The organism is Methylophaga marina, assembly GCF_030296755.1.
GTDB classification, from domain to species: Bacteria; Pseudomonadota; Gammaproteobacteria; order Nitrosococcales; family Methylophagaceae; genus Methylophaga; species Methylophaga marina.
This window is the reverse complement of record NZ_AP027741.1, coordinates 1,775,779-1,795,000: the sequence shown is the minus strand read 5'-3', so window position 1 is coordinate 1,795,000 and position 19,222 is coordinate 1,775,779. Positions and strand designations below refer to the sequence as shown.

General features: G+C 45.5%; 17 protein-coding genes, 2 pseudogenes and 1 riboswitch (1 of these 20 cut by a window edge). Of the genes and pseudogenes, 1 reads left to right on the top strand and 18 read right to left on the bottom strand.

The window, feature by feature from the left end; genetic code table 11:
* From queC to glnE, 15 genes and pseudogenes are all read right to left on the bottom strand, one after another.
* Positions 1 to 298, bottom strand: partial view of a 7-cyano-7-deazaguanine synthase QueC gene (gene queC / locus QUE24_RS09205; RefSeq protein ID WP_286303551.1) — the beginning only. Its footprint begins 374 nt before the window's first position; only the first 298 of its 672 coding nucleotides appear in the window; its start codon is at positions 296 to 298; its stop codon lies beyond the left edge, outside the window.
* On the bottom strand, positions 295 to 936 hold the full coding sequence (gene queE, locus QUE24_RS09200; protein ID WP_286303550.1) for a 7-carboxy-7-deazaguanine synthase QueE: 642 nt from the start codon (positions 934 to 936) through the stop codon (positions 295 to 297). The genes queC and queE overlap by 4 nt, the downstream gene beginning before the upstream one ends.
* A gap of 22 nt (positions 937 to 958) precedes the next feature.
* Positions 959 to 1,759, bottom strand: a complete 801-nt coding sequence (gene ybgF / locus QUE24_RS09195; RefSeq protein WP_286303549.1) for a tol-pal system protein YbgF — start codon at positions 1,757 to 1,759, stop codon at positions 959 to 961.
* A gap of 3 nt (positions 1,760 to 1,762) precedes the next feature.
* Entirely contained in the window at positions 1,763 to 2,335 is a 573-nt protein-coding gene (gene pal / locus QUE24_RS09190) for a peptidoglycan-associated lipoprotein Pal (protein WP_286303548.1), read from the bottom strand.
* A gap of 20 nt (positions 2,336 to 2,355) precedes the next feature.
* Positions 2,356 to 3,654 (bottom strand): Tol-Pal system beta propeller repeat protein TolB, encoded by a 1,299-nt coding sequence (tolB, locus tag QUE24_RS09185; protein ID WP_286303547.1) that lies wholly within the window; start codon positions 3,652 to 3,654, stop codon positions 2,356 to 2,358.
* 12 nt (positions 3,655 to 3,666) lie between these two features.
* Positions 3,667 to 4,758, bottom strand: coding sequence for a cell envelope integrity protein TolA (tolA, locus tag QUE24_RS09180; RefSeq protein ID WP_286303546.1), 1,092 nt, complete (start codon positions 4,756 to 4,758; stop codon positions 3,667 to 3,669).
* A 4-nt stretch (positions 4,759 to 4,762) separates the two neighbouring features.
* A complete protein-coding gene (gene tolR / locus QUE24_RS09175; protein ID WP_286303545.1) occupies positions 4,763 to 5,215 on the bottom strand; it encodes a protein TolR in 453 nt (150 codons plus the stop codon).
* A gap of 15 nt (positions 5,216 to 5,230) precedes the next feature.
* Positions 5,231 to 5,898 (bottom strand): annotated as a pseudogene (gene tolQ / locus QUE24_RS09170) (protein TolQ).
* The gene (gene ybgC, locus QUE24_RS09165) at positions 5,888 to 6,307 is read right to left on the bottom strand and encodes a tol-pal system-associated acyl-CoA thioesterase (RefSeq protein WP_339608427.1); all 420 of its coding nucleotides are present in this window, start codon (positions 6,305 to 6,307) and stop codon (positions 5,888 to 5,890) included. The pseudogene tolQ and the gene ybgC overlap by 11 nt, the downstream one beginning before the upstream one ends.
* Complete coding sequence (ruvB, locus tag QUE24_RS09160) at positions 6,297 to 7,310, bottom strand: Holliday junction branch migration DNA helicase RuvB (RefSeq protein ID WP_286303544.1); 1,014 nt, start codon at positions 7,308 to 7,310, stop codon at positions 6,297 to 6,299. Before ruvB ends, ybgC begins: the two co-directional genes overlap by 11 nt.
* A gap of 1 nt (position 7,311) precedes the next feature.
* Positions 7,312 to 7,908 (bottom strand): Holliday junction branch migration protein RuvA, encoded by a 597-nt coding sequence (gene ruvA / locus QUE24_RS09155; protein WP_286303543.1) that lies wholly within the window; start codon positions 7,906 to 7,908, stop codon positions 7,312 to 7,314.
* Positions 7,905 to 8,370 (bottom strand): annotated as a pseudogene (ruvC, locus tag QUE24_RS09150) (crossover junction endodeoxyribonuclease RuvC); the annotation flags it as partial. The pseudogene ruvC and the gene ruvA, both read right to left, overlap by 4 nt.
* 80 nt (positions 8,371 to 8,450) lie before the next feature.
* On the bottom strand, positions 8,451 to 9,200 hold the full coding sequence (locus QUE24_RS09145; protein ID WP_286303542.1) for a YebC/PmpR family DNA-binding transcriptional regulator: 750 nt from the start codon (positions 9,198 to 9,200) through the stop codon (positions 8,451 to 8,453).
* Positions 9,201 to 9,261: 61 nt separating this feature from the next.
* Positions 9,262 to 10,194 (bottom strand): branched-chain amino acid transaminase, encoded by a 933-nt coding sequence (locus tag QUE24_RS09140; protein WP_286303541.1) that lies wholly within the window; start codon positions 10,192 to 10,194, stop codon positions 9,262 to 9,264.
* A 40-nt stretch (positions 10,195 to 10,234) separates the two neighbouring features.
* Positions 10,235 to 13,051, bottom strand: a complete 2,817-nt coding sequence (glnE, locus tag QUE24_RS09135) for a bifunctional [glutamate--ammonia ligase]-adenylyl-L-tyrosine phosphorylase/[glutamate--ammonia-ligase] adenylyltransferase (RefSeq protein ID WP_286303540.1) — start codon at positions 13,049 to 13,051, stop codon at positions 10,235 to 10,237.
* Between the two features lie 199 nt (positions 13,052 to 13,250).
* On the opposite strand from glnE, the gene QUE24_RS09130 reads away from it, so the two are divergent.
* Entirely contained in the window at positions 13,251 to 13,670 is a 420-nt protein-coding gene (locus QUE24_RS09130; protein ID WP_286303539.1) for a lysozyme inhibitor LprI family protein, read from the top strand.
* Between the two features lie 2 nt (positions 13,671 to 13,672).
* On the opposite strand, the gene QUE24_RS09125 is transcribed toward QUE24_RS09130, so the two are convergent.
* The 3 genes from QUE24_RS09125 to QUE24_RS09115 are packed head-to-tail and all read right to left on the bottom strand — an operon-like array spanning position 13,673 to position 18,743.
* Positions 13,673 to 13,987, bottom strand: coding sequence for a DUF2149 domain-containing protein (locus QUE24_RS09125; protein ID WP_286303538.1), 315 nt, complete (start codon positions 13,985 to 13,987; stop codon positions 13,673 to 13,675).
* Positions 13,980 to 14,429: a MotA/TolQ/ExbB proton channel family protein gene (locus QUE24_RS09120; protein WP_286303537.1), complete on the bottom strand. Its 450-nt coding sequence runs from the start codon at positions 14,427 to 14,429 to the stop codon at positions 13,980 to 13,982. The genes QUE24_RS09125 and QUE24_RS09120 overlap by 8 nt, the downstream gene beginning before the upstream one ends.
* Positions 14,430 to 14,432: 3 nt before the next feature.
* Entirely contained in the window at positions 14,433 to 18,743 is a 4,311-nt protein-coding gene (locus tag QUE24_RS09115) for a cobaltochelatase subunit CobN (RefSeq protein WP_286303536.1), read from the bottom strand.
* A 130-nt stretch (positions 18,744 to 18,873) separates the two neighbouring features.
* Positions 18,874 to 19,063: riboswitch (cobalamin riboswitch) on the bottom strand.
* Positions 19,064 to 19,222 lie beyond the last annotated feature (159 nt).

Here is a 19,222-nt window from a genome sequence, read left to right as displayed (position 1 = left end):
ACACCGTATTTCTAGCTGGTACATAGGTGATTGGAATACCATCCTGGTGCTGTTTAGGTACAGCGATTGTGTTATCAGTCAATGCAGAACCACCAATAGCTGTCAGATCGATATTGATTACTTTGTGCTCTACCGCACTCATTGCTTCAGCAAGAATGGCAGATGCGTTTAACTCTGCGCGATGACGTTGACCATAATCAAAGCTCATGGTGTAACACTGATAGCCTTGTTGTTTTGCAATTGCAAGTACTGTGGCTGAATCAAGACCACCAGATAAAAGAACGACAGCTTTTTTCATCGTCCTTTCTCCTCTCCCCAGAGGTATTTATGCATTTGAATTTGCATCCTCACCGGTAAGTTATCGGCAACAACCCATTCAGCGAGCTCAGCAGGCTGAAGTTGTCCATGAATTGGCGAAAATAAAACTTCACATCGCTCATAAAGTTGGTATTGGTTTAGCTTTTCTCTTGCCCAGTCATAATCATCACGATGACACACGACAAATTTAAGCTGATCATGATTGTTCAATAACTCGATATTTTCATATCGATTCTTACTTTCCTCACCTGATCCCGGCGTCTTGATATCCATAACTCTACTAACACGCTTATCTACTTTACTAATATCCATGGCACCACTCGTTTCTAATGAAACATCATAGCCACGATCACATAAAGCGCTTAATAAAGGTATACAGTTTGGTTGCGCAAGGGGTTCACCTCCCGTCACACAAACATACCGAGGATTGAAGGCAGCCACTTGGGCGACAATCTCATCAATATCCATCTTTTCACCACCGTGGAATGCATATTCCGTATCACAATAACCACAGCGAAGAGGACATCCGGTCAATCTGACAAATACAGTGGGTAGACCGACTGTGCGCGACTCACCTTGCAAAGAATAAAAAATTTCTGTTATGCGACATTGCGCCATAAATAATTACCGGCTAAATGTCTTAGTTGGTTGACTGATTAATACGATCTAATCTGGCTTTTGCAAGTCTGGCAGCGGAGCTATCAGGATAGGTCTCAATAACTTGATTCAATGTTGCTTGAGCTCGCTGAGTATCCCCCATTTCCTGTTCACTGAAGCCTCTTTTCAAAAGTGCATCGGCGACTTTTGTACTTGAAGGGTACTCATCAATGACAATTTGAAATAATGCTGCTGCATCAGCAAACTGTCTTAATACATATTTTGCTTCACCCTGCCAGTAATAAGCATTGGGAAGATAGACACTGCCCGGGTACTGTTCAGGGAACTTAGCCAAGGCATCAATAGCTTCTTGATATTGGCCGCTACGCAAGGTTTGCAATGCAGCCTGATAGGCGGCTTCACCATTTTCAACAGCGACAGGAGCTGTGCCAGAAGCTGGCTGATCTGCCGCTTCATCGATACCAGCGTTTGCTACAGAATTATCGGTTAATTCAGTACTGTTCGATGAGTTTGCGGTATTGGCAGAGCTATTATTTTCTAGCTGCTGCATACGCTCATCTAAGTCAATGTACATCTCTTTTTGACGTTTCTCAGCTTGTTCTAACTGATGTCTTAATGTTTCGTTATCACCATTGAGGCGTTGAATCTCATTTTGTAACTGATCAACTCGTGTAATCAGGTTCATCAGACCTTGGCCTTGGATGATTCTCTCCAGTCTTTCTAGACGCTGCTGGAGTGGCTCTGTCTCTGCCCAACTGATATTGGGCAGAGCAGCAGCCAGAATCACGGCACAAATGAATTTTCTTTTGCCGTTAATCTGCATTTTTTATCGACCTAAATAAACAATTTCTACACGACGGTTTTGTGACCATGCATAATCATCTGAGCCATCAACTGCCGGTCTTTCTTCACCAAAACTGGTCACTTGGAACTGACTCATATCAGCACCTTGTAACATCAGAATTTGACGAATTGATAAGGCTCGACGCTCACCCAAAGCCAAGTTATATTCGCGTGAACCTCTTTCGTCAGTATGACCTTCTAATCTCACAGTCACATTCGGGTGTTTGGCTAGATATGCAGCATGTGCACGTAGTGTTTCTTGATCTTCTTGTCGTACGTTAGCGCTGTCGTACTCAAAATAAACAACACGGTTTGACAATGGATTCGAAGGATCATTTAACTCATTTCCGTCATAACCATCCTCACCAACGACGACCTGAGTTTCTGAACCGTACTCACTGCCATCAGCGTTACCTTGACCATTCACACCAGATGTTTGAGCACTCAAATCCTCTACAGCGACATCACCTTCGTTCATCCCTTTATTAGGTGTTGAGCTACATGCGGCTAACCATAAAAGCGGAACAAGTACCGCGAACAATTTTAACTTTTTCATTTAACTAACTCCTATCACTCTTACTTTTTAAAAGGCGACCATGCCGGTTCACGTACCGCACTGCCTGACTCTCCCAGGCGTTGTTTAATTCGGCCATCAACGGACACTGCCGCTAATACACCTCTGCCTTTTTGCTCAGTCGCATATAAAATCATACGGCCGTTTGGCGCAAAGCTCGGGGACTCATCAGCTCGCGTTTCAGTTAACACCTGAACCGCGCCTGTCTCTAAATCCTGCACAGCAATATGGAATTTGCCGTTAACGCCATGCACCAATGTCATCATGCGTCCATCAGGAGAAATATCTGCAGAGGCATTATAGTTGCCTTCAAAGGTAAGCCTTTCAGCACGCCCACCGTCTGCATTTACTTTATATATTTGTGGCCTTCCACCACGGTCAGACGTAAATAAAATCTCACGACCATTAGGCATCCATACTGCTTCCGTATCAATTGCCTGTGAGTTATGTGTGACTCGCGATAGTTTGCCTGAACTTAATTCTAAGACATAAATCTCAGGATTACCGTTTTTTGATAATGTCACCGCTAATTTTTTGCCATCTGGTGACCATGCAGGTGCACTATTTAGACCGCGAAAAGAAGCCACAGATTGTCTTTTACCCGTACTGAGCTCTTGTACAAAAATTTCAGACTTTGCATTTTCAAACGTCACATAAGCTAAACGATTATCGTCCGGTGCCCAGCTAGGAGACATGATCGGCTGTCTGGATTGCAATACAGTTCTTGGGTTTGCACCATCTGCATCAGAGATTTGTAAGGCGTAGCGCTTACTGCCATCGGCGTTCTTCATTTCTGTCACAAAGGCGAGTCGTGTTGAAAATACCCCTTTTTCACCTGTCAGTGTTTCATAAACAATATCAGCAATTTGATGCGCTAAAGTCCGCATCCCGGAAGCTGGCACATTATATCGTTTTCCAACTAATTGCTGTGATTTATAAACATCAAATAACTGGAACTGAACTTGATAGTTTTCCCCATCCTGGCTGCTAACTTTACCAATAAGCAGGCCTTCAGAACGAAGTAAACGCCAGTCAGCAAAGTTAACCTGTTGGCCTTCATGAGGCTGGGAAATCAACTCGCTCTGTTTCAGTGGAGCAAAGCGACCACTACTTTTTAAATCATTGCTGATAATACTGGAAATATCCTCTGGTGGCGCAAAACCTTCATTTCCAAAAGGGACGACAGCGATAGGAAGTGCAGCTTCCGAACCACCTGTAATTTCAATTGTTAATAAAGCATGTGCAGGCCATGATGCGAAGAGCATTAATGTCGCGACTACTTTTAACCAGCGTGTGAACATCACTTTCATCCTTTATTCGGGTTTAAAATTAAACTGAAAATTGCGAAACTCTGCCGCTGCTTTAGGATCTGAAGGCTGAGGTAATGGGGCTGCCTTGTATACAGCTGTTTCAGCTGAACGATCAAATACTGCATTACCACTGCTTTTTACAATTTTCACGTTTTTAACATCACCACCAGGTAACAATGAAACTTGGACAGTACATTGTAAACCTGACTGAGCGTTGGCCGGTCTTAACCAATAACGTTTAACTCGCTGTTGAATCATCAGGCTGTATTGGTCAACCACTCCTTTAACTCGGCGAGCCTCACGTTCTTGCTGTTCTTGTTCTAACTGACGCTGGAGATCAGATTCAGCGGCTTTTCTTCTTGCTTCCTCTTCCGCCTTACGCTTCGCTTCTTCTGCCTTACGCTTTTCTTCTTCCAAGCGTTTTTTCTCTGCCTCGGCTTTGCGTTTTGCTTCCTCTGCTTTGCGTTTCTCTTCTTCCAAACGCTTTTTCTCTTCAGCGGCTTTTTTCTTTTCTTCTTCTAATCGTTTTCTTTCCGCTTCTGCTTTCCGCTTTTCCTCTTCGAGCCGTTTTTTCTCCGCCTCGACTTTTTGTTTTTCAATCTCCGCCTGTTTACGTTCAGCTTCAACTTTTTGTTTACGTTCTTCTTCGAGCTTGCGCTGTTTTTCAGCTTCTAGGCGTTTTTCTTCTTCTTGTTTTCGTTGCTGCTCTAGCTCAGCAATACGCTGCTTCTCTTCCTCTGCAGCTTTAGCACGTTGCTCGGCTTCAATACGAGCACGCTCTTCCATATCCTGATATTCCTGTTCTTTACGCGCCAACTCTTTCTGTGTTTCTTCTAATTGCTCCTGCACTTTTTGCTGGCGCTCTTTTTCTGCGTTTTTCTTTTCTTGCTCTAATTTTTCAAGCCGTGCGACCTCTTCTTCAACCAGAGTTTCATCAAGCACCGTTGCCTGAACAATTTCTTTCTGTGGTTGCTGAGCTAATGGTTTTGGCGTTGATGTCAAATCCATACCGATAATGAACATGGCGAATAACACGACATGTAACACCAGAGATGATGCGCCAGCAAAAAGATTGTCGACGATGTTGTGTTTCATAGTATTACTGAGCGTTCTCGGTTGATTCTGGTTGCTGTGTAATCAGGCCGACACTGGGTGCACCGGCTTTCTGCAATAAAGCCATCGCTGAGATCACATGTCCATAACTCGCAGCGTTATCGCCTTTCACCATCACAGGGGTTTTGGGATTACGACTTAAAACAGCGCTGGTTATGGCCATCAGTCTTTCTGGTCCTATCGCCTCATCCTGCTTGTCACCCACAGCTGCATAGAAATTTCCCTCAGCATCAACAGACACCACAAAAGGCTCTGTATTTTCTGGTGAATCAACTGGATTCGCATCGGCTTGAGGCAAGTCCACTTGGACCCCCTGAGTTAACATCGGTGCTGTGATCATAAAAATAATCAGTAGCACCAGCATGACATCGATGTACGGAACGACATTGATATCGCTCATCGCCTTACGTCGTAGTCGTCTGTTTGAATGTACAGCCATGACCTAACCTCGGGGTTAACTATGTTGACGCTGTAAAATAGAAGAAAACTCTTCCAGGAAAGTATCGTAGCGATTGATTAATCGTTCTACTTCATTGGAATATCGGTTATAGGCGATTACAGCCGGAATGGCCGCAAAAAGGCCCATGGCCGTGGCGATCAATGCTTCTGAAATACCGGGTGCCACCATCGATAAGGTCGCTTGCTGCACATTGCCCAGGGCACGGAAAGAGTTCATGATGCCCCAAACTGTACCAAACAAACCAATATATGGACTGGTTGAACCTGCTGTTGCCAGAAATGGCAGTGAGGTTTCTAACTGATCAATTTCTCTAGCTAGAGAAATTCGCATGACGCGCTGCGCCCCTTCAAGGACATAATTACTGTCTGTTGAAGATTTTTTTAAACGGACAAACTCTTTAAAACCGACTTCAAAAATACCTTCCATGCCTCGGCTGGTATGGGGTCTTGACGAGATATCTTCATAGAGTCGATTAAGTTCATTACCTGACCAGAACTTATCTTCAAAATTATCCGCATCGCGTTTTGCTTTCGCTAATTCCCCCGTTTACGGAAAATAATCAACCACGAATAAAATGAAATCATTACTAACACCAGCATAACCAGCTTAACGATCAAACTCGCTTCGGCTATTAGGGTGATAATCGATAGATCAGCAGTCACTATGCAACTCCGTCAAAATAAAATTAGGTATAGGTTTTGGGCGAAATGTCTCTGCGTCAAGACTCGCCACTCTGACCAAAGCATCGCACAACAGTTCCTCACCACGATAGATACTTTGTTCAAATACAATACTGGCACCAGCACGTTTTTGTAATCGGGAGGTCACGTGCAGTGCATCATTAAATACCGCAGGACGCCGATAATTAATCTGCATGGAGTGCACAGCAAATAGCAGCCCTTGCTCATGCCTGAGCGTGCTCTGCTCAATGCCTAAGGATCTTAACCACTCAGTCCGGGCCCGTTCCATAAAGTTCAAGTATTGCGAATGATACACGACTCCACCACTATCGGTATCTTCATAATAAACTCGGATTGGCCAAACAAATTCCTGCATAAAATTACTGGCCATTCAACGTCAGATCTGGACTTAATCCCAAGTGTAGCCAAGCACGTTTTGTGGCTACTCGCCCACGTGGTGTGCGCATGATGAAGCCTTCCTGAATCAGATAAGGTTCTAACACATCTTCAATTGTGCCACGCTCTTCGCCAATCGCCGCAGCGAGGTTATCCAGGCCAACAGGTCCACCTTCAAACTTTTCAATAATAGCCAGCAATAACTTGCGGTCTAACATATCAAAACCGTAATTATCGACATCCAGTAAGTCCAGCGCTTGTCTGGCAATTTCTGCTGTTACCTCACCGTTAAAGCGCACCTCAGCATAATCTCTGACACGTCGCAGTAAACGGTTTGCTATACGCGGCGTACCTCGTGAACGTCGTGCTACTTCATTGGCACCACTGGCATCTAACTTCACATTCAAAATACCAGCACTGCGCTCAACAATCGTACTCAAATCCTTTGTGTTATAGAACTCCAGTCTCTGCACAATCCCAAACCGGTCGCGTAACGGTGATGTCAGCGAACCTGCGCGTGTTGTCGCCCCAACTAAAGTGAAGGGCTCCAAGTCGAGTTTGATGGAGCGGGCGGCAGGGCCTTCACCAATCATAATATCGATTTGATAATCTTCCATCGCCGGATAAAGCACTTCTTCAACGATGGGGCTTAAACGATGAATTTCATCAACAAACAACACATCGTTTGGTTCAAGATTGGTCAGTAATGCAGCAAGATCACCTGGTCTTTCCAGTACAGGCCCCGATGTTTGCCGCAAATTAACGCCCATTTCATTGGCAATGATATTAGCTAGGGTTGTTTTACCCAGTCCAGGCGGACCAAATATTAAGGTGTGATCGAGGGCTTCTTTTCGTTGTTTTGCGGCTGAAATAAACAAATCCATTTGTTCACGCACAACAGGCTGACCGATATAATCTTCAAGCGTAATGGGGCGTATCGCACGATCAATACGTTCTTCATCATTGTTGCTCTGTGGCGAAATAAACCGTTCTTCCATGTCAGTTTCTCTGCAATGCCTGGCGAATAATTTGTTCTGTAGTCATGCCTTCACTATCAAAACTACGCAACATTTTATCGGCTTCATTAGGCTTGTAACCTAATGCAACCAGTGCTTCAACGGCTTCACTTTTAGCCCCAGCTGTTGTCATTGGCATGTCCGAAACGATGGTATCAATACCCATGGCAGAACTAACCTCTTTGAGTCGATCACGCATTTCAACAATGAGTCTTTCTGCGGTCTTTTTCCCCACACCAGGTAGTCTTGTCAGGCTGGCAGTGTCCCCTTCCTGCACACTACGGGCAAAAGTATCCACATCACTGCCAGAAAGAATCGTTAAGGCAAGCTTGGCGCCAACGCCATTGACTTTCAACAGACTTCTAAAGAGTAAACGCTCACGTTCCGTAGCAAAGGCATATAAAAGCTGAGCATCTTCTCTGACGACCATATGCGTGAAAAGCATCACTTCTTCATTTACAGCAGGTAAATTGAAGAAAGTCGACATAGGTGCAGATAACTCATAACCAACGCCATGCACATCCAGAACAAGCTCTGGTGGCTGCTTTTCTATAATAATGCCCCGCAAACGTCCAATCATCGACTATATCTTCCTCCGCGCCGAGTGGTGCGCATACCTGCTGGTAATTTACTCTGGCTACCACCAATAGCAGAGTGATGTGCATGAGTAAGGGCGCAGGCCAAAGCATCGGCCGCATCCTCTTCAGGTGATTCAGACAAACTCAAAATCACTGACATCATATATTGAATCTGTGCTTTATTCGCGTGGCCATTGCCGACCACGGCTTTTTTTATTTGTGTCGCGGTATATTCTGACACAGTCAATTGTTGATTGACGGCGGCACATATAGCAGCGCCTCTGGCTTGACCAAGCTTTAATGCAGAATCAGCATTTTTATGTAAAAACACTTTTTCGATGGCCATCATATCCGGTTGATAGCGTTCGATGAGGTCGGTCAGACCTTCAAAAATCTGTCTTAATCTATCAGCAAACTCGCCATCACCGACCATTAAACGGCCGTTGATGACGTGTTTAATTTTTTCCATCAATTTCAATAATGCCAAAACCGGTTTTTCTTGAACCAGGATCAATCCCCAGGATACGCGGCATACCTTATGACATCAGCTATTCAGCTGAGCCATGACCTCATCGGAAAAATCAGCGTTTGAATAGACTTCTTGCACATCATCCAAGTCTTCAAATGCTTCGATCATATTGATGGCTTTTTGAGCATCATCCACATCTAAACTAACAGTAGTGTCTGGGTGCATGGTTACTTGCGCTGATTCCACTGGTAATTCAGCCGCATCTAAGGCATCTCTTACTGCCGCATAATCTTCTGGCGTCGTGAACACATCGATAGAACCATCATCATTAGTCACAATGTCTTCAGCACCCGCTTCAAGTGCCACTTCCATCACACTATCTTCATCAGTGCCACTGGCCAGTGAGATAATGCCTTTCTTGTTAAACAGGAAAGCCACACAACCATCAGTGCCCATATTGCCACCACGCTTGGTGAAAACATTACGCACCGCTGCAACCGTACGATTACGATTATCGGTCATGCAATCGACCATAATGGCTGTGCCATTCGGACCATAACCTTCATAACGAATTTCTTCGTAATTAACCCCTTCCAGTTCACCAGCACCACGTTTGGTTGCACGCTCGATGACATCTTTTGTCATGTTCGCGCCCAGTGCTTTATCTATCGCAGCACGTAAGCGTGGGTTTGCTGCGGGATCACTGCCACCCATTTTAGCGGCGACGGTGATTTCACGGATCAGCTTAGTAAACAGTTTGCCGCGCTTGGCATCCTGTGCACCTTTTCTATGCTGAATATTTGCCCACTTACTATGACCTGCCATGTACTTATTTACCTCTTTTGTTGCCAGCCTGAACGTCACTGCTCAGGCGAATAGTCCTAAATTATCGAACTAATGTATTCCAGTTTTTATACACATCGCTACGACCATAAACCTGGTCAAAATACATTGCCTGAAGTTTTTCAGTGATAGGACCGCGCGTGCCTTCACCGATTGGACGATTATCCAGTTCTCTGATTGGTGTCACTTCAGCCGCTGTACCAGTGAAAAAGGCTTCATCAGCGATATACACTTCATCGCGAGTAATGCGCTTCTCAACGACTTTCAGACCGATATCGCGTGCCAGTGTCATCACTGTTTCACGGGTGATACCTTCTAACGCTGAGGTCAATTCAGGGGTGTACAACACACCATCACGCACCATGAAGAAATTTTCACCACTACCTTCACACACAAAGCCCTGCGCATCTAATAGCAGCGCTTCGTCGTAACCGCAACTGACCGCTTCTTGCAACGCCATCATGGAATTCATGTAGTTACCGTTGGCCTTGGCTTTACACATGGTGATATTGACGTGGTGACGTGTGAACGATGACGTTCTGATACGAATACCTTTTGTCATGTTTTCTTCACCGAGGTAAGCACCCCAATGCCATGCTGCGACCATAACATGTGTGTTCAGGTTATCTGCACGGATACCCATGCCTTCCGAACCATAAAAACACATCGGTCTAATATAAGCAGAGTCCAGATTATTTTCACGAACCACAATACGTTGAGCCTCGTTGATCGTCTCTTTATCAAACGGCATGCCCATACCTAAAATTTTGGCGCTACGGAAAAGACGATCGGTATGTTCCTGCAAACGGAAGATAGCCGTACCTTGTTCAGATTTATAAGCACGCACCCCTTCAAATACGCCCATGCCGTAATGAAGAGTATGTGTCAGGACGTGGACTTTGGCCTCACGCCACGGTACTAATTCACCGTCGAGCCAGATAACGCCATCACGATCTGCCATTGTTGCTACTGCCATATGCTTTATTCCAAGTTCATTGATTAATCTGAGTCTGATTCTAGGCGATGTCACCTAACCAGCGCTGCCAAATCTGCACAACCTGCTGCGGGAAGTCTTGTAACTGAGACACCGACATTAATGTGGGTTTATCCTGCAATACGCAGTGGTTGGCTTCATTTCGATAGTAACGATATGCGTCGGCCAACATATCCCCTTCAGCGGGTTCGAGCTTTCCGGAAGCCACCAGCGCTTCCAAAATCCTAATATTATCGGTGTAAATGAGTAATTCAGGCAAGTCCGTTGACCATGCCAACACTGCATATTGCACCATAAATTCAATATCAGTGATACCACCTTTACCCTGTTTTAGATCAAATAGTTGGCTATCACTCTTGTCTAACTGTTGACGCATTTTTGAACGCATGTCTCTGACTTGCTCAGCCAGCGTCTCTTGATCACGTGGCTTAGCCAACACCTGTTGACGCGTGTCGAAGACCTTTTGCGCAAGTTCGGCATCCCCCATCACATTTCTTGCGCGTACCAAGGCTTGATGTTCCCATGTCCATGCTTCTTTTTGTTGATAATCAACAAAACCAGAAAATGGACTAACCAATAAACCCGATGCGCCACTAGGCCGCAAACGCATATCGACTTCATAAAGCAAACCACCGGGAGTGACTGTATTCAACAGATGAATCATGCGTTGAGCAAGGCGAGTATAAAATACCATCACATCTACGGGACGCTCGCCATCCGTCATGCCTTCCTGTGCATCATCAAAGATGAAGACCAGATCCAGATCCGAGCCATAACCTAATTCAAGCCCACCTAACTTACCGTAAGCCAGAATAGTCAAACCGCACTGCTTAGGGTCGTTATTATCTGTAATGGGTGGATACCCATGCTTGACCACTAAATGTTCCCAGGCTATTCGCCATACCTGTTCAAGTAGTATTTCCGCCAATTCCGTTAATTGATCCCCCACTCGCATTAACGGCAGTACCTCAGTGACATCGGCTGCCGCTACATGAAGCGTGGCAATTTGTCGGAACTCTCGCAAACGATTCATTAATTGCTCTAAATCATCAGCATCTACAGAAGATAAAAACTGTAACAGCTGTTTTTTTAACTCTTCTCTCTCAGGTACTTCATAAAGGGAACGAGGATCGAGGAGCTCATCTAATAGCACGGGGTATTTCGCTAGCTGTGTACTTATTAATGGACTAGCAGAACAGAGCTTGACCAGTTGTGACAAGGCCATCGGATTTTCTACCAGCAGCGCCATATAAGCACTTCGCCGCATGATGGACTCCATCAGAGGCATTAAGCGGGGTAGACAATCATCAGCATTATCGACATTTCCAGTGGCTTGTAATAACAACGGTAATAGCTTCTCGAGCCGTTGCTGGCCTGTCTGGCTCAAGTTACGACAAATATGCAGATCGAGTAATTTATCAACAACCGCGAGTATCTGTTCAGGATTGTCATACCCACATTGTTGAATAAAGGTTAATTTCTCTTCCGGTTGAGCATTAAGGAAAGAAATTTTTATCCCAGCACCTTCATCACTGGCTTGAGGCGCCGTCAGCAATTGATCAAAATGCTCCTGTACTTGCTGCCTGTAGTCTCTAAGAGTGGCATAAAACGAGGACCAGTCTTCGAAGCCCATACTAAGTGCCAATCTTAATCTTGAAGCCTCATCGCTTGGCAAAATATGGGTCTGCTGATCGGCCCATGCTTGAATGCGGTGCTCTGTTCTACGAAGAAACGCATAGGCTTGTTTTAACTGATTGACCGCATAGACTGATAACAGGTTTCTATCAGCCAACAGGTCAAGAATCGTTAGAATGGATCTCTGCTGCATGGGGCGATCACGTCCACCATAGATCAACTGAAAAACCTGACCTATAAACTCGATTTCTCGGATACCGCCGGTGCCCAGCTTGATATTGTCATCCATCCCTCTGTGGTGCATCTGCCCGGCAATCATGGATTTCATTTCACGCAATGAATCAAACATGCCGTAATCGAGATAACGTCGATATACAAATGGGCGCAGCATATCTGACAACGCTTTTTTATCCGCTTCATTGCCGGTAATAGCACGCGCTTTAATCATCGCGTAGCGTTCCCACTCTCTTCCCTGGGTCTGGTAATACTCTTCCATTGCATCAAAGCTGGAGACCAAAGCGCCACTCTCACCAAAGGGACGTAAGCGCATATCGACCCGAAACACAAAACCATCAACGGTCTGGTTATCCAGGGCCTGAATCAATTTGCGTCCAAGCCTAACGAAGAACTCGCTATTGCTTAACGGCTTCCTGCCCCCTTCGGTTTCCCCTTCCTCTGGGTAGGTGAAGATAAGATCAATATCCGATGACAGGTTTAATTCGCCTGCACCCAGTTTCCCCATGCCTAAAACGATCATCTTCTGCTCACGACCATTATCGTCACGTGGGATGCCATTTATCTCGACCTGCCAGTCATAGAGAAGGCTTAAGGTCTGCTGAATACAGACATCGGCCATGGCGGACAGATCAGCCATGGTTTCGGCTAAATCAGACCAATTAGCTAAATCCCGCCAGATAATACGTACCATCATCCATTGACGAAAATGACGTAATTTCTGATGTAATTGTTCCTCGCTAGTGATGCCTTCGAGCATGGATTTCAGCTGCTGACGAATCTCATCCAATGACAGTTTTTTCTGCAATTGACCTGATTCAAGCAACTGCGCCAGCATCGATTCCTGTCTTTGCCCCCACTGATTGACGTAATCACTGGCTGATAAGACATCAGGTGCCACTTTCAGCAGTTCGGGATAAGTCTTTAAGGCATTTTGCCATGGCTCTGGCAATACAAATGCTGAGGACATAAACACTCCGGATAACGATGGAAAAGCATTACTTTACATTAAGCTTGATTAATACCAAATGCGTAAACCATTCTAGCTAGTCAATAAAATAATCAAGAGATATGCACGCTAGTAAGGAGAACAAACCGCTATCAGTCTTCGCTTAATCATTCGCCTTAGGTGATAATCCAGGTTCGCACTAAGTTAGGAGTAAGAAACCATGATGCTAAAACGTATGCTTGCCCTGTTGAGCTTATTGTTGAGTTTTCCCGTTATCGCAGAGAGTGATTGCGCGTCTGCTTTTACTACGCTTGAAATTAACGCTTGTCTCAACGAAGAGTTGCAAGACAAAAAGGACATCATGCAGCAATACTTGGCAGCAGCTAAACAACGCTACAGCGATGAAACCAAAGTGGTAACTGCGATAGAAGCAGGACAATCGGCCTGGGAAGCCTATAAAACATCCCACTGTGACAGTATTTACACCCTTTGGATGGGCGGGACTATTCGTGTTGCTATGACGCTGAGTTGTCAGATAGACCTGACCGAAGCCAGAACGCATGAGATCTGGTCGAGCTATCTGACCTATATGGACAGCACTCCGGCTATCATGCCTGAACCAGAATTAACGTATGAGTAAACTCATTGCCCAATCATGATGAGCTTGCCGGTTTTTGGATCACGGTAAACCTGACCGACAGATTCATAACCCTCCGCGCCACCTTGCATACCTTCAGGTAGCTGCGGTAATTCTTTCATCGATTGAAGTTCCGTCAGGGCATGATCCGCTTGTTTTGCCTCGGCCTGAAAATGCTCCTGGAGCTGACTACTCATTGAAATTAATGCCGCAATCAGACCGCAGGCAAACACCAACATTAAGTCTAATAAATTGGCCATGGGGCCTAATGGCTCATCATCATTGCCATCAAATCGATTATGTCGCCAGCGTCTAGCCATTAGCCTGCTCCATAGTCGTTAGAATCTCGTCATACCAACGACGTCTTAATCGCCCTAAAACAAAACCGATAATGCCAACAAAGAGGCCCAGAACCGTGGTATCAAAGGCCACACTCATCGCCGTGGTTAAGATGCTGAGATCCCCATTACCAAGTGCAGATAAGCCCGGCCCAAGCGGTATCAGTGTGCCCATCAACCCGAGCATAGGCGCAATTCTGGCTAAAAAGTCACTCCGCTCAATTCGTTTAAATGCTAACGTTTCAAAAGCCTCAACCTGACCTGCTGACTGCTGCCACTTCTTCAAACCAGAAAAGCGTTCAGCCAGCGCAATACCAATATCAATAATGCTCAAGGCGGCAAATAACATTAGCGCCCATATCACCGGTTCTAATAAAAATCCGACTAAGTGATGCATCACACCGATGGATTGTGAACTCAACATAACTTACTCCTTGAACTTGGCAGTTGGGGCTCGCATGCCTTTTGCCATGCCAGCTATCACTAATAAGACCACGAGACCTAATACCACATAGAGCCAGAAGCGTTGTTGCTGCGCTTGCTCTTTCTGTTGCTCTTCAGATGAATTCGTCTCTTGCTCAGGCTGAGTCGCTTTTTGCTCGGTTATTTCGGCAATATGACTTGGTGCATCAGTCATTTCAGTTTCTGGCATTCTTGCCGCATTTAATACCTCAGCTAATTGCTGTTGATGAGACTCATCCAGGTAATCATTCAACCATACATACATGGGGTGGGATGGTGAGGTATGGCCACTTCCCGGTAGCCCATTTGCAGAAACTAAATCGGTGAACTGCTGTGCCAGTTGTTCCAGCGTAGCCTCATCGGCTTGCCAAAAACCTTTATAGGCTGCAATCAGCATAATCGCCAGCATATTACTTTTCACATGGACGTTATGATCTTGCTCAAGAAAGTCATCTAAGCCCAAGTCTAGTCCATCATCCACATACACCCGTTTAACTTCATCCCATACCCAGCTTTTCACAATGCCGGGATTGGTCACTTGCCAGCCCCATAGATATTCTAAAAACTCACTACCCATGGTGCGAGCACCGGCATACCCCTCCTTCATCAGCGGTTTAAGCCATTGCGGATTCAGATAACGACCACGCAGTTCACCTAACAATACGGTCTGCAAAGAATCAACGCGTAAATCCGTGGTATCACTGTGCGCCAGAATATAACTCTCTGGTGCCTGTCCACGTGTGGTTTCAATAGCGAGGCTTAAGCCGCCCAGATAATCAAAGGCATCATTGTTATCCATAACTCCATACAGATTACTGGCTCGTCCGAGATAAGTCTGACCGACATGTTGCAGCCTCTGTTGGAATAAGGCCTGCTGCGCCTGACCGTCCAGTTCTGCACCATAGGCATGCCCCATACGATGAATATAGGTTTGCGCGACTTCTTCACGGTTTTCCCAGGCACCAGAGCGCTCAACCAGACGATTCACGCCAGCACCATAAGCACCCGGTGGGGTACCAAAAATACGGTAACTTGCCGTCAGGCCGGCTTGGTTTTCTGACACACCCGCACGTAATGCCGCACTGGCATCGTCTACCCAGCGGGCAGCAACCTGGTTCTGCTCTAAGGATTCAAAACCAGGATTTTCACTAACCTGTAAACGCTCTAAAGCCGCATCCAATGATAAGGTCAACGCCGGATAGTCACGACGAATCAAACCAGAAGAGGCATCCAGTGCCATCAATACCGCTTGTTCCAACCAAACTATCTGCGAACCATACAAATCACGAAATAAACCAGAGGTCGTCAGCAACATATCTCGGCGGATTCGGGGATGAGGCGAGGCTGATGAAGAAAGATCCAAACGTTCTAATCCACTAAAAATTCCACGACGACTCCAGGTCGGTTTCACCCCTAACATATCGTAAGCAAAAGCGATCATTGCACCTTCATCACGCACCACATCGGATGCCCATAACACTAAGGCATCACTATCCTGAGCGTTATTTGCGGGAGTTTCTGCACGGGCTTTTTCGGCTAATGCGATACCGACTTTGTAGCCTAAACGTGATGGAATTAAGCTATCATCTAAGGCATAGAAATTACGTCCAGTCGGTAATGCTGATGGTGTGCGAATCGGATCATTACCTTTACCCGGCTCAACAAATTGACCATCTAAAGCAGCCAATAATGCCGACATTTCTGCAGCAGGTGAGCCGCGTAGAAGTGGATCCCAGCTCTCCGTAGCTTGTTTGCCATTATTCATTGAAGTAAGCATGGTTTGAACCGCTTGTTCAGACCAGTCTCGACCAAAAACATGTAGCCCCAGAGGCATAAAATCTTCTTGTAGAGTGGTCAGGTAATGGCCGATTTCGTGCACTAACAAATCGTCATCCACCTGCTCGAATGAACTCAATCCTCGCACTTCCAACTCACCAGCCATATTCGCTGTCAGTTCATCTTCCAGATTAAGGTTGGCGACTAAGCGTTTCATTTCCTCAATCGCACGATCGCGCATAGCCCCAGCATTCACAGGTGCAGCTTCATAACTTTCAACGACCTGTCGTAATTCCAGTAATTGATCATATAACTCAGTGCTAGCCAAAGGCGGTGTGAGGTGATCAACCATCACCGCGAGGCCACGGCGTTTTGCCTGAATACCCTCACCCACACCATCAACGATATAAGGGTAGATACTTGGCAAATCACCTAAAATCGCCTGAGGGTAATCATTCTCGGCCATACCCACTCGATGACGAGGTAAAAACTCGTAGGTCGAATGGCGGCCCAGATGAACTAAGGCATCAGCATGAAAGGTATTTCTTAGCCACTGATAAAACGCCAAATATTGGTGTGGTGGCGGGAAGGATAAATTAGCATGTAATAGCTCTTCATTTAGCTCCCAGCCTCTTGGAGGCTGTGGACCAACAAAAATATTGCCAAACTCAAGACCGGGAATCAGGATTTTATCGTCATAAACCATCACATTCCCCGGCGCTTCGCCCCAGCCTCTTATGCCTTCTATCCATTGTTGGCTAATGGCATTAATTAATTGCTCAGCCTGTTGCCAGTCGATGTTTGCTAAAGGTTGCTGGTAGATGGTTTGTAGCTGACTGAGTAATTGCAACACACGGTCACGACCAGCATGGTCGGCACCATCGACAACATGGCGGATATCTTCCATCACCCGAGCGAATAAATGTGCCGCAATGGTTGGATCTTTCAATGCTTTAGCTTGTTTTAGATTGGCATGTAATAAACCCAGCGGGCCATTGACCATTTCTTGCTGTAGTGATTCTGGCAATGTTTGAAACCAGCTTTGGTAGCTTTTGCTATCCATTGTGTTGACTTGTGACGACATCGCAGCCAAGGCAGCCTGGTCTTCAGGTAAGTTGACGCCTCGTTGCTGCAATAAATCTAGCAATGCGTCTGATGTCGCCGGTAACTCACCGGTATTGTACCCTTGGTTTTTAAGGGAATGCAGAATATCGAACAAGGACTCCACGACGTTTAAATTATCAGCACCGATATTATGGCGACCAGGCGGATGGTTATAATAGATAATCGCAATCTTTTTATCCTGATTCGCTTTATCTTGTAATTGCTGCCAGCGTTTTAAGCGCTTGGCCAATAAGGTGACTTGTGACTCTACAGGTTCTGAGAAAGCCAGTCTGGCTCCCGTGAGTTTATCGACTTCGGCGGGAGTCATCGTTGCAACCACCATTGGTTGAGACACCCCTTGTAACTCAGGCATAGCGACACGATAATGAACAGAATCCCAACTGATACCGGCTTCTGACAGCTCCCATTCAGCGTGGGTACTATCACTTAAACGCATCGCTTTTATCACCGGTACATTCAGTTTTTTTAATTCATCGGTGACAGCCTGCCGATGTTCCGATCCGCCAATCACAAAGTCTTGCAGAGACACCACTGAACTGATGTGTGATTTATTCTCAGCTAATAACTTGATGGCAGATAAACTGGCATCACCCCACGCAGTAAGCACTGACACACAACCAGTTGACTCATCAATAAGCTGTTTACAAACAGCATCCAGTAATGCCTTTTCTCCCGGCCGTTCCCCAGTTTCATAATCCACTAACACCACCCATGATGATTTTGCAGAAAACTCAAACTGATCTGGTGGAATGATTTTATCTTGATGATAAAGCCTGAGCTGTGCAGCTAATTGAGGACGCTCAGTTGTATTTTCATTTTTAACCAGATGATGTAGATGACTAATCAGTCCCTGCATATTTTCACTATTTCTTCCCAGCCAAAAGAATCGTGAAATCAACCACGCTTCCTGTGCCGGGTATTGTTCTAATAGCGATGCCATCCACTGTTCTGTCGATAACGCAGGATCTGGATGCTGCATTAATTTGTCAGGGGGCCCATTTAAAATGGGACGACTGTTCAAACTAGACGCCCCCATAAGACGATGATCGCTATGCAATGCGATAAGATTTTTTAGCAGACCTTTTTTGATATTTTCCATCAGCTGGTTGGCTGTTTCACCAAACACGCCGCCCGCGAAGACTAAATCTGACTGTTTTAATAAAGCGGCTTGTTGATTTACGCTTAAGTCTTGCCACTGTTCGGTCGTGCGTATTTGCACTGACGTGGAGGAATGAGAGGGGTGTTTTAAAAACTCATGCGCACCAGACACCACTTCCGGTACATTTCGTGGTGTGACAATCAGCAATAATTGCTCGGCCAGGACTGATGAAGAAAAAAGAAAAAGAATGAAACAAAGAATAAGTCGGTTAAACACAGCGCTATCCATCGATATATAAAAACACTGAGTTATCAAACCACGTCGGAAAGATCAGACACCGCTTAATAACTCAAAGATGATTCGCCATTAAACGGTTTCCCGCTCCAACTGCACACCCCGGCCATCGGATAATAACGTTTTCATGGCAGATATCCTGGCTCACGCTTCAACATTTCCAACTCACCTTCCCGAAATCGATCGATTTCAGTGGTTTTACATCATCGTTGTCAGAAACTTCACGTATACAGTTGCGGGGACAGCTTCGGTTAAGAATTCCCTTTTAACTCTGGTAAGAGACCATAAAAATCAGAATTATACGTACTTACCCGAGTAACAACCACGGTTTGATGACGCAGACAATATTGCGAACAAGAATAATGCACAAAATAAAGATAGACAGCCCAAATAGTGATGGCTAATATCCAACTGAGACTCAATGTTTAATCAGGATGCTCGCCCTCTATTTCAATGAAAAC